The sequence below is a fragment of the Neisseria sp. HMSC070F02 genome (assembly GCF_001814225.1).
Lineage (GTDB): Bacteria > Pseudomonadota > Gammaproteobacteria > Burkholderiales > Neisseriaceae > Neisseria > Neisseria meningitidis.
In genome coordinates this window covers 1-14045 of the sequence record NZ_KV815371.1, presented here as the reverse complement: position 1 = coordinate 14045, position 14045 = coordinate 1, and the positions used below count along the sequence as shown (strand labels likewise).

Sequence of the window (14045 nt, the reverse complement as noted above, 5' to 3'; positions counted from 1 at the left end):
TTCTCGTTATTATTATCCTGACGCAGGAATCCGATTCCGGCACACAGGCTGCTTCTATCTTTGATGCGCCACCATAAAGGTATTGCCCGAAACCGGCGGATGGAGGTTTTGTTTTTCTGCCGCCGCCCTGATCGCTTCGTGGTTCGCCAAACGCGCCTGTTGCAGCCTCATTTGCGCATAATCCTGCTCCAAGGCGATTTCCTGTTTTTTCGCCTTGTCCAAAGCTGTGAAGTTGAGCCTGTACTGGTTTTGCTGCATCACAACGGAAAAAGCGGAAACGCACACCGCAAGCAGCAGAAGGAAATTCAATTTGTTCATTGCCATTCAGACGTTTTTCTCTGTGATTGTTCCGGTATCGAACCGGCAGTCCGCTCCGCCACACGCAAAACCGCACTTCTCGCCCTCGGATTGGCGGCAATTTCCGCCTCACCCGGCTTTAATGCCCTGCCCACGATTTTCAGGGGCGGCTCGGGCAAATCCGCTTCCCTGACCGCCGCCCAGCGCGGCAGGGGCGCGTGTTGCGAATATTTTTTGACAAACTGCTTCACAATGCGGTCTTCCAACGAATGGAAAGCAATGACCGCCAAACGTCCGCCCTCTTTCAGACGACACATGACCTGCGGCAATACTGCCCCTACTTCTTCAAGCTCGCGGTTAATAAAGATGCGGACCGCCTGGAAGGTGCGCGTCGCAGGATCCTGCCCCCGCTCGCGAGTACGGACGTTTTGTGCCACGATCTGCGCCAGCTTGCGGGTTGTATCGATTGGACTTTCCGCCCGTTGCGCAACAATGGCGCGCGCAATCTGGCGGCTAAACCGCTCTTCACCATAATTCTTGATTACCTCGTGCAAATCCTGTTCCGACGCAACCGCTATCCACTCTGCGGCAGACATACCGCGCGTCGTATCCATACGCATATCCAAAGGGGCATCGAAACGGAAGCTGAAACCGCGGCTGCCGTCATCGATTTGCGGGGACGAAATCCCCAAATCAAACAGCGCACCGTCCACCTTGCCGATACCCAAACCGTCCAATGCCGTCTGAAACGAAGCAAAACCGCCATGCACGACACCGACCCGTTTGTCCGAACGCGCCAGCTCTTCTGCCACAGCAATCGCCTGAGGGTCTTTGTCGAAAACAATCAACCGCCCCGCATCGCCCAAACGCGACAAAATCAGCCGGGAATGCCCTCCCCTGCCGAACGTACCGTCCACATAGACACCGTCTTCGCGCACGGCAAGCGCATCCACCGCCTCATTCAGCAAGACCGTGATATGCCGGTAACTTTCTGCTCCACTCACAATTGCAAATCCGTCTGACCCAACTGGAAGGCAAGTTCGTCAGGATCGTCATCCAAAGCCTGAACCATCTCAGCCTCCCACTGCTCGCGACCCCAAAGCTCCAAACGGTTGGCACGACCGACCAAAACGACTTCACGGTCGAAATCCACCCTTTTCCTCAGTCCGGCAGGAAGCAGCACCCGGCCGGCGCTGTCCCATTCCAAAATTTCCGCGTTATGCAGCAAAAGATTTTGAAACCGCCGCAAAACAGGGTTATCCGCCACTTTTAAGTTTAAAAGTTGCGCCGCAACCTTTTCCCACTCCGCAACAGGGTACATCAACAGCTTGTGTTTCGACTCGAGCGTTACCACTACGGCAGGCGTATAGAGGCGCGACAGAATGTCACGGAATTTGGCAGGAACAGCCAACCGCCCCTTACTGTCGATGCTTAATTCGTGTGCGCCGCCGAACATGACATGTCCCAAGCCGAAATCAAAATCACAAGGGTAAAAGAGACACTTTGCCCCACAATTCCCCACCAATCGACACTATAAGAAATTTTAAACACTCGGTCAAATCAGGGCATGAAAACTCATTAACATATCTGAAATTTTTATTCCTTTTAAAAACAATAAGATAAAAAATGACGACAACGGCACGGCGGGTGCGGTACAGAATAATCGAACCAATAAACAACTATATATGATTAATTTAATAATATAAACACAATATATAGTATTAAGATAAAGCCATGACAGCACCCGTACCAACGTGTAATATGTCGGGAAATCCAATAAATTTACACAAGCTAACACTTATCATGCCCCTCCCCCTCCCCTCTCCCGAAGCACGGCAATTCTCGCTCAAACTGCAAACCCTCATTGCCGAAGAAATCGGCAAACACGGCAACTGGATTCCATTTTCACGTTTTATGGAATTGGTTTTATACGCTCCGCAATACGGCTACTACACCGGCGGCAGCCATAAAATCGGCAATACCGGGGATTTTATTACCGCACCGACCCTCACCTCTCTGTTTGCACAGACACTGGCACGCCAACTTCAAGAACTTCTATCCCAAACGGCGGGCAATATCTATGAATTCGGCGCGGGAACCGGACAGCTTGCCGCCGATTTGTTGGGCAGCATTTCGGACGGCATCAGCCGTTACTATATTATTGAAATATCGCCGGAGCTGGCAGCACGTCAGAAAAACCTGATTCAAGCCCGCGCACCGGAAGCATCTCAAAAAGTTGTCCACTTGACCGCACTTCCCGAAGCGTTTGACGGCATCATCATCGGCAACGAAGTACTCGATGCCATGCCTGTCGAAATCGTCCGTAAAAATGAAGGCGGCTCATTCGAGCATGTCGGCGTTTGCACGGACAACGGCCGTTTCGCCTATTCTGCAAGACCCTTGCACGACCCGTCGCTTCCCACCTCGGCTTCCCTCTATTTTCCTCAAACAGATTATCCCTACACCAGCGAACTACATCCGCAACAATATGCCTTTATCCGCACCCTTGCCTCAAGACTCGAACACGGCTGCATGATATTCATCGACTACGGTTTTGATGCAGCGCAGTATTACCACCCGCAACGCAATCAAGGTACTCTAATCGGACACTACCGACATCACGTTATCCACAATCCTTTTGACTTCATCGGATTGGCCGACCTGACCGCGCATGTCAACTTTACCGACATTGCCCAAGCCGGGACGGATGCCGGATTAGATTTGATAGGTTACCTTCCCCAATCCCATTTCTTATTGAACCTGGGCATTACCGAGCTATTGGCACAGACGGGGAAAACGAATTCGGCAGCCTATATCCGTGAAGCTGCTGCCGTTCAGAAACTGATTGACCAGCACGAAATGGGCGAACTGTTTAAAGTCATCGCATTCGGAAAAAATATCGGCATCGACTGGGCAGGATTCCGCTTCGGCGACATCTGCCACAAACTCTAACCCTCATGCCGCCTGAATCCGCTTCAGACGACATAAACTTTTTAACATTTAAAAACAGTCAACTAATTCAAAATTAAAAAATACGGCTTGTCAAAAAAACAGAAAAACATATAATAGCGTCTTCACGAAACGGCGAATTAGCTCAGTCGGTTAGAGCAGAGGAATCATAATCCTTGTGTCCGGGGTTCGAGTCCCTGATTCGCCACCAAATTTTCGGGGGTATAGCTCAGTTGGTAGAGCGCTTGCATGGCATGCAAGAGGTCAGCGGTTCGATCCCGCTTACCTCCACCAGATAAAAAAGCACAGACCGTAAAAAGGTATGTGCTTTTTTATTACCTGATTGCCGGGAAATAAAGAACAAACCACTGCCTTCAAAACAGGCAATCGACTTTAAACCTATCGCCCCGCCTGTCCTGATTTTATAGTGAATTAAATTTAAACCGGTACAGCGTTGGCTCGCCTTGCCGTACTATCTGTACTGTCTGCGGCTTCGGTCGCCTTGTCCTGATTTTTGTTAATTCACTATATCAGCCCGCCAGACAAACCCGACCCGAATAATGTCTTCAGGTCGGGTTTATGGTTTCATTCCCAACTTATCCAGCCCGACAACCACAATATTATGATGACGATGCCGAAAACAATGCGGTAATAGGCAAACGGGATATAGTTTTTCTTGGAAACAAACTTCAGCAGTGCTTTGACCGCTACTAAACCGGAAACAAAAGCGGCAATAAAGCCTATCAGAATCAAACCGACATCATGCAGGGTGAAAAACCGGTAATGTTTCAGGACATCATAAGCCGTTGCGGCAACCATCATCGGAACGGCCAAGAAAAATGAAAACTCCGTTGCCGTTTTCCGCTCGATTCCCCAAAGCATCCCGCCCATAATCGTACTGCCCGAACGGGACGTACCCGGAACCAGTGCAAACACTTGGGCAACGCCGATCATCAAGGCATCAATCGGACGCAATGCATCAACATCGGCAATTTTAGGCTCTGCTCGGCTTTGGCGTTTCTCCACCCACAAAATAAAAAAACCGCCCAAAACCAGCATGACTGCAACACTCAAGGGGTTAAACAGATACTCTTTGATTTGTTTGCCGAACAACAGCCCCATCACGGCGGCAGGTATAAAAGCAATGGCAAGATTAAGGACGAAGCGGTTGGCTTTCCGGTCTTTTCCCAAGCCGTGCAACACATTGCTGAAACGTTGCCGGTATTCAAACACTACCGCCAAAACTGCACCGAGCTGGATGGCAATTTCAAAAACCTTGTGATTGCTGTGAAAACCAATCAGATTGCCGAACACAATCAAATGTCCGGTGCTGGAAATCGGTAAAAATTCGGTAAAACCTTCTACCAAGCCCATCATCAGGGCTTTCAGGACAATCAGAAAATCCATTGCTTGCGCTTCTTTCGGATACGGGAGTTCGGCTATTTCTGTACAGCAGGGGTCTGACGCTTGCGTTCTTCCCTGACTTTGGCAACCAATTCTTTAATCGTATGAACGCCGCCGTCAAAGCCGTTATTGAAGATAACGCGGTATTTTCCGCCGACAATAACGGTCGGCGTGCTGTCAATACCGTATTGTTCCGTCAGTTTCTGCATTTTTAATGCTGCTGCTGCGGCCTCGGGAGAATCATAGGCGCGCATCAGTTTTTTGCCGTCAAACTGCTTTTGGGACAAAGCCCATTTTCCGGCAACAGCCCTGTTTTCCAAGCGGATTTTTTGTTCGTAAACTGCTTTAAACACAGCAGGGTTTGCCTGATATTTCAAACCCGACAAATTGACGGCAGCCGCCATTCTTGCCAGACCGAGCATTTCAGGCTGCCAGACCACGTGCTCCGTCCTCAAATAGGCATCAGACGGCAATGCCTTGCCCAGTTTCAATAACAAAGGATCGAAATGATGGCAATGTACGCAGAAATAGCCGAAAAATTCCAAAACCTCAATTTTACCCGACTGTTCTTGAGGAATGGGTTTATCCAACACAAGATAGTCTTCCCCTTCCGTCAGGGCATATGCCTGCGCGGACAACACTGCCGACAGCAGCAGCGGCAACAGATGTTTGAGCTTCATAATTATTTACTTTCGATAGAACGGATCAGGCTGGCGACTTCATGTTTTTTCAACTCGTCCTGCATTTTTTTCACCGCATCGGCAGACATATTGCCGCTTTGCACCCGGTAAAGCGTTTTATGTCCCGCCTGATAGCCGACCACCTTGGAAGATATGCCCAAGATTGCCAGTTTGGCACGCTGCCCTTCCGCGCTCCGGCGGTCGGCATACGCGCCCATTTGCAGATAATGCGTTGCTTCCGCCTTGTCGGACGTTTTCATTTTCTGCACTTCTTTGGCGGCGGCACTGCGCGCTTTTTCGATGCTGCCGCTGTTGAGGATTTGTTCCGGGGTCGGTTTGGGTGCAACTTTTTCCTTTTCCGCCTTTTTCTCTTCTTTTGGAGCTTTTTTCTCTGTTTCTTTAGACGGTTTTACCGCTTGTTTTTTAACCGTTTCGGCATCTTTCTTCTGCGCTTTTTCTCTGACGGTTTGTTCACGCTCTTCCGTCAGCACTTTCTTACGCACTGCCTGTCCGTCCGACTCTTCCCGTTCCGGCTCGCCCGCCTTTTCTTCAACCTCGTCGGCTTTATCGGCAGCTTTTTCCGCATCCGACTGCTCTGCCTCTGTCGCAGCATCCGGTTCGGACAAGGCGTTTTGATCGGCCGGTTCAGGTTGGATGTCTTCCTTAGGCTGGTTTTTCGGTTTCAGGATTTCCGTTTCTGCAGGCTGCTTCGACGAAGCCGGGATTTTGAACGCATTTTGACCGCTCTGGTTCAGATAAAACAAAATACCGGCAATAATGACCGTCGCCAGTATCAAACCGAAGAAAAAACCGGACAGACCTTTTCCGGATTGGGAAAATTTGTTCATAAACATACCTTAATGTGTTTCAGACGGCATTAACGCCGTTTGCTTACGGGCGGATATTCTAACAATATCGCCATATTTGGGCAAAACCTGCTTCCATTCCCATTCCTATAAAGCACGACGGAAACCTATGGCTTTCATGACGTGGCTTCTGCCGACTTCTTCGTCGCCAGCCAAATCCGCCAATGTACGCGCCACGCGCATGATGCGGTGGAAGCTGCGGGCGGAAAGGGAGAGTTTTTCCAGCAGGCCGCCCAATGCTTCCTGCGCTTCTTTTTGGATGCGGGCTTGGGAATCGAGTTCGCTGACGCTCAAAGCGGCGTTGACTTTGCCCTGCCGTGCGTATTGTTTGTCGCGGGCGGCGATAACGCGTTCCAAAACGGACGCGCTGCTTTCGCCCGCTTCCTGCTGCATCAGTTCGGCGGCGGACAGGCTGGGGACTTCGATGGTCAAATCGATGCGGTCGAGCAGCGGCCCGGAAATCTTGCTGCGGTAACGCGCGACGCTTTCGGGCGTGCAGCGGCAGGGTTTGACGGGATGCCCGAGATAACCGCACGGGCAGGGGTTCATGGCGGCAACAAGTTGGAATTTGGCAGGATAGACGGCTTGGCGCGCCGCGCGGGAAATGTGGATTTCGCCGTTTTCCAACGGTTCGCGCAAAACTTCCAAAACTTTGCGGTCGAACTCGGGCAGCTCGTCCAAAAACAATACGCCGTGGTGCGCCAATGAAATCTCGCCCGGACGCGGGTCGGAACCGCCGCCGACCATAGCCGCCGCGCTGGCGCTGTGATGCGGACTGCGGAAAGGACGGTTGCTGTCGAGTTGTTGCTGGTGGTTGGGCAGGAGCGAACGCAATGCCCAAACTTCTACCAATTCGTCTTCGGTCAGCGGCGGCAGGATGCCGGGCAGCCGTTGGGAGAGCATAGACTTGCCCGTTCCCGGCGGACCCATCATCAAGAGGCTGTGTCCGCCTGCGGCAGCGATTTCCAAAGCAAGGCGCGCGGTGTGCTGACCTTTCACATCGCACAAATCAGGTTGTCCGCCATGTTCAAACGGCATCTGAGGAACTTGGCATTCGGTTTGCGCCAAAGGTTCGATGCCGTTCAAATGGGCGGCGACTTCGCCCAAAGAGCGCGCGCCGTAAACGGTAATGCCGCGCATCACGGCGGCTTGTCCTGCGTTTTCTTCAGGCAAAACAAATGCACGTTTTGCCTGCATACCCTGCCACGCCATCGCCAACGCGCCGCGCACGGGGCGCAACAGCCCCGACAGTGCCAATTCCCCCGCAAACTCGTATTCCGCCAGTTTTTCGGGCGCAACCTGCCCCGATGCGGCAAGGATGCCGATTGCAATCGGCAAATCGAAACGCCCCGACTCTTTGGGCAGGTCGGCGGGGGCGAGGTTGACGGTAATTTTTTTGGCGGGGAATTCAAAACCGCTTTGAATAATGGCGGCACGGACGCGGTCGCGACTTTCCTTTACTTCCGTATCGGGCAGCCCGACGATGTTGAAATGCGGCAGGCCGTTGGCAAGGTGGGCTTCCACTTCGACCAACGGCGCATTCATACCGCTCAAAGCGCGGCTGTAAACCAAGGCAAGCGACATATTTCAGACGGCCTTATTCGCCGGCTTCGGTTTGCTGCCTGATTTCGGCGACGGCTTCTTCGGCAGCGGCTTCAGCCGCTTCCAATGCTGCCCGTTCGGGATTTTGCGCGGCTTCGAGTTTTGCCAAACGCGCTTCCAAAGCCGCCAGTTTGGTACGGGTTTTGATTAAAACCTGCTGCTGGATGTCGAATTCTTCGCGCGTAACCAGATCCATACGGTTGAACGCGCCGCCCAGCATCGCCTTAATATTTTTTTCCACATCTTTGGCAGGGCTGTTGGCGATGGTTTCGCTGATTTTCGAACCGACTTCTTCAAAAAGCTGCTTGCCGAACATAATCTGTATCCTTCCTGAACATATCAAATTCAATCGGCTATTGTATAAGGAAAAATGCCGTCTGAAAACGGGCGGCGGATAATCGGCAAAACATACCGCGCCTCCTTTGCGGTTGCTAAATTACACCTCAAAACACCTGCCGCCTGAAAACGGATTTCATATTCCGCGCAACGCCAGATTACAAGACATTACAAAACAATATACTGTTTTAAATGATTTTTCCGACGCGCATCGTTTCAAACTCGGCTTTTTAAGCCATTAAGTGCTTTGCAAACAACAGAAATTGGGTTATGCTGAAACGGATTATTTACAATTTCATATAGTTTTATTACATATCTTATTGTGATTGAAGATAATTTATCCGAATCCCCCTTTCGGGTATCTGGATTTTCCGTTGTACTTTTATTAGAAAAACATTTCAGGCGCAAGTTGCTTGCAATTTCAAAGCCTGTAATTCTGAAGTTTTAGACGAGGAATAGCACATGAATCCCATGTACATTACTTTTGCAATCTATCTGGTTGCAGTCCTTCTCATCGGGCTTGCCGCCTATTTTTCTACGCGCAATTTCGACGATTATATTTTGGGCGGGCGCAGCCTAGGCCCGTTTGTTACCGCGATGTCGGCAGGCGCGTCCGATATGTCCGGCTGGCTGCTGATGGGTCTGCCGGGCGCGATTTACCTGAGCGGTTTGAATGAGGCTTGGATTGCCATCGGCCTCTTGGTCGGCGCGTATTTCAACTGGCTCTTGGTGGCGGGCCGCCTGCGCGTGCATACCGAATACGCCAACAATGCGCTGACGCTGCCGGATTATTTCTTCCACCGCTTCGGCGCGGGCGGACACTTGATGAAAGTGGTTTCCGCACTGATTATCCTGTTCTTCTTCACGATTTATTGCGCCTCGGGCATTGTGGCGGGCGCAACCCTGTTCCAAAGCCTGTTTGAAGGTATGACTTACAATCAGGCAATGTGGCTGGGCGCGGGCGCGACCATCGCCTATACCTTCTTGGGCGGCTTCTTGGCGGTCAGCTGGACGGATACGTTGCAGGCTTCTTTGATGATTTTCGCGCTGATTTTAACGCCGGTAATGGTCTATCTGGGCTTGGGCGGCGCGGAACAGATGTCTGCCGCGATTCAAAGCGTCGCCGCAGGCACGGGCAAAGAATACGGCAGCCTGTTTGCCGGTACGACCGTCATCGGCATCATTTCCACCGCCGCATGGGGCTTGGGCTATTTCGGACAGCCGCACATTTTGGCGCGCTTTATGGCGGCCGAAAGCGCGAAATCGCTGGTATCCGCACGCCGCATCGGCATGACTTGGATGGCGTTGTGCCTTGCGGGCGCGGTGGCGGTCGGTTATTTCGGCATTGCGTATTTCGGTGCAAATCCCGACAAAGTTTCTTCTATGAGCGGCAACCACGAACGCATCTTCATCGCGCTTTCCACCCTGCTGTTCAACCCTTGGATCGCCGGCATTATTTTGAGCGCGATTTTGGCGGCGGTGATGTCCACCCTGTCCTGCCAGCTTTTGGTTTGCTCCAGCGCGATTACCGAAGACTTCTACAAAGGCTTTTTGCGTAAAAACGCGCAACAGTCGGAATTGGTATGGGTCGGCCGCCTGATGGTCTTGGCGATTGCCGTGATTTCCATCCTGATTGCTTCCGATCCGAACAGCAAAGTATTGGGACTGGTGTCTTATGCGTGGGCAGGTTTCGGTGCGGCGTTCGGCCCGATTGTGATTCTGTCCGTATTGTGGAAACGCATCACTGCCTACGGCGCGTTGTCGGGTATGGTTGCAGGTGCCTTAACCGTAGTCGTATGGGCGGAATGGATAAAAAAACCGGCTCAAGCAGCAGGCGAAAGCGGCTTGTTGACGATGTACGAAATCGTCCCGGGCTTTATTGTTTGCTTAATCATTGCCGTGTTGGTTTCCCTGTTCAACAAAGAACCTTCGCGCGAAATCCAAAAACGCTTTGAAAAAGCCGACTCAGATTACCGCGCCGCCCGATAAACCCCTTTCAGACGGCACGGCATCCCGGTTCGTGCCGTCTGAACCCGTTTCCGGGTCAAACACAAATAAACCTTGCCTGCATACAGGCCTTATTTGTGTTTTACCCGTTTCATTTTCAAAGAAACGGAAGCACCTACCCTGCCCGCATTTGAAGCCTTGTATTTCATCTGCGGATTTATTACGATATTACCGTATTCAGGCCGCACCGATGCCGCCTGCCCCCCGAAAAACTTTGGAGAATCCAAAAAATGTTTCATTTTGCATTTCCGGCACAAACTGCCCTGCGCCAAGCGATAACCGATGCCTACCGCCGTAATGAAATCGAAGCCGTACAGGATATGTTGCAACGTGCACAGATGAGCGACGAAGAGCGCAACGCCGCCTCCGAGCTTGCCCGCCGTTTGGTTACCCAAGTCCGCGCCGGCCGCACCAAAGCCGGCGGCGTAGATGCGCTGATGCACGAGTTTTCACTCTCCAGCGAAGAAGGCATCGCGCTGATGTGTCTGGCAGAAGCCCTGCTGCGTATCCCCGACAACGCCACGCGCGACCGCCTGATTGCCGACAAGATTTCAGACGGCAACTGGAAAAGCCATTTGAACAACAGCCCTTCCCTCTTCGTCAACGCCGCCGCCTGGGGCCTGCTGATTACCGGCAAACTGACCGCCACAAACGACAGACAAATGAGTTCCGCACTCAGCCGCCTGATCAGCAAAGGCGGCGCACCGCTCATCCGCCAAGGCGTAAATTACGCCATGCGCCTGTTGGGCAAACAGTTCGTCACCGGACAGACCATTGAAGAAGCCCTGCAAAACGGCAAAGAACGCGAAAAAATGGGCTACCGCTTCTCCTTCGATATGTTGGGCGAAGCCGCCTACACCCAAGCCGATGCCGACCGCTACTACCGCGACTATGTCGAAGCCATCCACGCCATCGGCAAAGATGCGGCAGGACAAGGCGTTTACGAAGGCAACGGCATTTCCGTCAAACTTTCCGCCATCCATCCGCGCTACTCGCGCGCCCAACACGGCCGTGTGATGGGCGAACTGTTGCCGCGCCTGAAAGAGCTGTTCCTTTTGGGTAAAAAATACGATATCGGTATCAACATCGATGCCGAAGAAGCCAACCGTCTGGAGCTGTCTTTGGATTTGATGGAGGCTTTGGTTTCAGACCCTGACTTGGCTGGCTACAAAGGTATCGGTTTCGTTGTCCAAGCCTACCAAAAACGTTGTCCGTTCGTTATCGACTACCTGATCGACCTTGCCCGCCGCAACAACCAAAAACTAATGATCCGCCTCGTCAAAGGCGCGTATTGGGACAGCGAAATCAAATGGGCGCAAGTGGACGGCTTGAACGGCTATCCGACCTACACCCGCAAAGTCCACACCGACATCTCCTACCTCGCCTGCGCGCGCAAACTGCTTTCCGCGCAAGACGCGGTATTCCCGCAATTTGCCACCCACAACGCCTACACTTTGGGCGCAATCTACCAAATGGGTAAAGGCAAAGATTTTGAACACCAATGCCTGCACGGTATGGGCGAAACCCTGTACGACCAAGTCGTCGGCCCGCAAAACTTAGGCCGCCGCGTGCGCGTGTACGCCCCGGTCGGCACACACGAAACCCTGCTCGCCTACTTGGTGCGCCGCCTGTTGGAAAACGGCGCGAACTCGTCTTTCGTCAACCAAATCGTCGATGAAAACATCAGCATCGACACGCTCATCCGCAGCCCGTTCGACACCATCGCCGAACAAGGCATCCACCTGCACAACGCCCTGCCGCTGCCGCGCGATTTGTACGGCAAATGCCGTCTGAACTCGCAAGGCGTGGACTTGAGCAACGAAAACGTATTGCAGCAGCTTCAAGAACAGATGAACAAAGCCGCCGCGCAAGACTTCCACGCCGCATCCATCGTCAACGGCAAAGCCCGCGATGTCGGCGAAGCGCAACCGATTAAAAACCCTGCCGACCACGACGACATCGTCGGCACAGTCAGCTTTGCCGATGCCGCGCTTGCCCAAAAAGCGGTTGGCGCAGCCGTTGCCGCGTTCCCCGAATGGAGTGCGACACCTGCCGCCGAACGCGCCGCCTGCCTGCGCCGTTTCGCCGACCTGCTCGAACAGCACACCCCCGCGCTGATGATGCTTGCCGTGCGCGAAGCAGGCAAAACGCTGAACAACGCCATTGCCGAAGTGCGCGAAGCCGTCGATTTCTGCCGCTACTACGCAAACGAAGCCGAACATACCCTGCCTCAAGACGCAAAAGCCGTCGGCGCGATTGTCGCCATCAGCCCGTGGAACTTCCCGCTCGCCATCTTTACCGGCGAAGTCGTTTCCGCATTGGCGGCAGGCAACACCGTCATCGCCAAACCCGCCGAACAAACCAGCCTGATTGCCGGTTATGCCGTTTCCCTCATGCACGAAGCCGGCATCCCGACTTCCGCCCTGCAACTCGTCCTCGGCGCAGGCGACGTGGGTGCGGCATTGACCAACGATGCCCGCATCGGCGGCGTGATTTTCACCGGCTCGACCGAAGTGGCGCGCCTGATCAACAAAGCCCTTGCCAAACGCGGCGACAATCCCGTCCTGATTGCCGAAACCGGCGGACAAAACGCCATGATTGTCGATTCCACCGCACTTGCCGAACAAGTCTGCGCCGACGTATTGAACTCCGCCTTCGACAGCGCGGGACAACGCTGCTCCGCCCTGCGTATCTTGTGCGTCCAAGAAGACGTTGCCGACCGTATGCTCGACATGATCAAAGGCGCGATGGACGAACTCGTCGTCGGCAAACCGATTCAGCTCACTACCGATGTCGGCCCCGTCATCGATGCCGAAGCACAGCAAAACCTGTTGAACCACATCAACAAAATGAAAGGCGTTGCCAAGTCTTACCACGAAGTCAAAACCGCTGCCGATGTCGATTCCGAAAAATCCACGTTCGTCCGCCCCATCCTGTTTGAATTGAACAACCTCAACGAACTGCAACGCGAAGTCTTCGGTCCCGTCCTGCACGTCGTCCGCTACCGCGCCGACAAACTCGACAGCGTCATCGACCAAATCAACAGCAAAGGCTACGCCCTGACCCACGGCGTACACAGCCGCATCGAAGGCACAGTACGCCACATCCGCAGCCGCATCGAAGCCGGCAACGTTTACGTCAACCGCAACATCGTCGGCGCAGTCGTCGGCGTACAGCCCTTCGGCGGACACGGTCTGTCCGGCACAGGCCCCAAAGCAGGCGGTTCGTTCTACCTGCAAAAACTGACCCGCATCCCCGAATGGGTTGCCCCGACCCTGAGCCAAATCGGACAGGCAGACGAAGCCGCGCTCAAACGCCTCGAAGCACTGGTTCACAAACTGCCGTTCAACGCCGAAGAGAAAAAAGCCGCAGCGGCCGCTTTGGGACACGCCCGCATCCGCACCCTGCGCCGTGCCGAAACCGTCCTTACCGGCCCGACCGGCGAGCGCAACAGCATCTCATGGCACGCGCCAAAACGCGTCTGGGTACACGGCGGCAGCCTCCTGCAAGCCTTCTGCGCCCTAACCGAACTTGCCGCCTCCGGCGTACAGGCAGTGGTCGAACCCGACAGCCCGCTGGCTTCCTACACCGCCGACTTGGAAGGTCTGCTGCTGGTCAACGGCAAACCCGAAACCGCCGACATCAGCCACGTTGCCGCCCTGTCGCCTTTGGACAGCGCGCGCAAACAGGAACTTGCCGCCCACGACGGCGCACTCATCCGCATCCTCCCTTCGGAAAACGGACTCGACATCCTGCAAGTGTTTGAAGAAATCTCTTGCAGCGTCAACACCACAGCCGTCGGCGGCAACGCCAGCCTGATGGCGGTTGCCGACTGATTTTACCGAAATCCCCGAGCGCGGCCCGTGAACCAATGCCGTCTGAAAACCTTTCAGACGGCATTTTT

12 protein-coding genes and 2 tRNA genes are annotated in these 14045 nt (G+C 53.5%); 5 read left to right on the top strand and 9 right to left on the bottom strand.

Features of this window, described 5'->3' with window-relative positions; all coding sequences use genetic code 11:
* Positions 1 to 54 precede the first annotated feature (54 nt).
* The 3 genes from ftsL to mraZ are packed head-to-tail and all read right to left on the bottom strand — an operon-like array spanning position 55 to position 1753.
* Positions 55 to 318 (bottom strand): cell division protein FtsL, encoded by a 264-nt coding sequence (ftsL, locus tag HMPREF2959_RS02445; RefSeq protein WP_002232818.1) that lies wholly within the window; start codon positions 316 to 318, stop codon positions 55 to 57.
* A complete protein-coding gene (rsmH, locus tag HMPREF2959_RS02440) occupies positions 315 to 1301 on the bottom strand; it encodes a 16S rRNA (cytosine(1402)-N(4))-methyltransferase RsmH (protein WP_002229044.1) in 987 nt (328 codons plus the stop codon). Before rsmH ends, ftsL begins: the two co-directional genes overlap by 4 nt.
* Positions 1298 to 1753: a division/cell wall cluster transcriptional repressor MraZ gene (gene mraZ / locus HMPREF2959_RS02435; RefSeq protein WP_002218779.1), complete on the bottom strand. Its 456-nt coding sequence runs from the start codon at positions 1751 to 1753 to the stop codon at positions 1298 to 1300. The genes rsmH and mraZ overlap by 4 nt, the downstream gene beginning before the upstream one ends.
* A gap of 278 nt (positions 1754 to 2031) precedes the next feature.
* Between mraZ and HMPREF2959_RS02430 the strand changes: the two genes are divergently transcribed.
* The 3 genes from HMPREF2959_RS02430 (at position 2032) to HMPREF2959_RS02420 (ending at position 3540) form a co-directional block, all read left to right on the top strand.
* Positions 2032 to 3249 (top strand): class I SAM-dependent methyltransferase, encoded by a 1218-nt coding sequence (locus tag HMPREF2959_RS02430; protein ID WP_083314124.1) that lies wholly within the window; start codon positions 2032 to 2034, stop codon positions 3247 to 3249.
* A gap of 131 nt (positions 3250 to 3380) precedes the next feature.
* Positions 3381 to 3457, top strand: a tRNA-Met gene (locus HMPREF2959_RS02425).
* 7 nt (positions 3458 to 3464) lie between these two features.
* Positions 3465 to 3540: transfer RNA gene (locus HMPREF2959_RS02420), tRNA-Ala, on the top strand.
* 291 nt (positions 3541 to 3831) lie between these two features.
* Here HMPREF2959_RS02420 and HMPREF2959_RS02415 read toward each other — a convergent pair.
* The 5 genes from HMPREF2959_RS02415 to HMPREF2959_RS02395 form a co-directional block, all read right to left on the bottom strand.
* Positions 3832 to 4653 (bottom strand): undecaprenyl-diphosphate phosphatase, encoded by an 822-nt coding sequence (locus HMPREF2959_RS02415; RefSeq protein ID WP_070696337.1) that lies wholly within the window; start codon positions 4651 to 4653, stop codon positions 3832 to 3834.
* A gap of 32 nt (positions 4654 to 4685) precedes the next feature.
* On the bottom strand, positions 4686 to 5330 hold the full coding sequence (locus tag HMPREF2959_RS02410; protein ID WP_002255749.1) for a thiol:disulfide interchange protein DsbA/DsbL: 645 nt from the start codon (positions 5328 to 5330) through the stop codon (positions 4686 to 4688).
* Positions 5331 to 5332: 2 nt separating this feature from the next.
* The gene (gene ftsN / locus HMPREF2959_RS02405) at positions 5333 to 6178 is read right to left on the bottom strand and encodes a cell division protein FtsN (protein WP_014581790.1); all 846 of its coding nucleotides are present in this window, start codon (positions 6176 to 6178) and stop codon (positions 5333 to 5335) included.
* Between the two features lie 105 nt (positions 6179 to 6283).
* Complete coding sequence (locus tag HMPREF2959_RS02400) at positions 6284 to 7780, bottom strand: YifB family Mg chelatase-like AAA ATPase (RefSeq protein WP_070696334.1); 1497 nt, start codon at positions 7778 to 7780, stop codon at positions 6284 to 6286.
* Between the two features lie 13 nt (positions 7781 to 7793).
* Positions 7794 to 8114: an accessory factor UbiK family protein gene (locus tag HMPREF2959_RS02395; protein ID WP_002216505.1), complete on the bottom strand. Its 321-nt coding sequence runs from the start codon at positions 8112 to 8114 to the stop codon at positions 7794 to 7796.
* A 482-nt stretch (positions 8115 to 8596) separates the two neighbouring features.
* On the opposite strand from HMPREF2959_RS02395, the gene putP reads away from it, so the two are divergent.
* Positions 8597 to 10123, top strand: a complete 1527-nt coding sequence (gene putP, locus HMPREF2959_RS02385; RefSeq protein ID WP_070696331.1) for a sodium/proline symporter PutP — start codon at positions 8597 to 8599, stop codon at positions 10121 to 10123.
* 89 nt (positions 10124 to 10212) lie between these two features.
* Here the strand turns inward: putP and HMPREF2959_RS12515 are convergent, their stop codons facing one another.
* Positions 10213 to 10380, bottom strand: a complete 168-nt coding sequence (locus HMPREF2959_RS12515; RefSeq protein WP_009346312.1) for a hypothetical protein — start codon at positions 10378 to 10380, stop codon at positions 10213 to 10215.
* Between HMPREF2959_RS12515 and putA the strand changes: the two genes are divergently transcribed.
* Entirely contained in the window at positions 10372 to 13977 is a 3606-nt protein-coding gene (gene putA / locus HMPREF2959_RS02380) for a bifunctional proline dehydrogenase/L-glutamate gamma-semialdehyde dehydrogenase PutA (protein ID WP_070696329.1), read from the top strand. The genes HMPREF2959_RS12515 and putA overlap by 9 nt on opposite strands.
* Positions 13978 to 14045 lie beyond the last annotated feature (68 nt).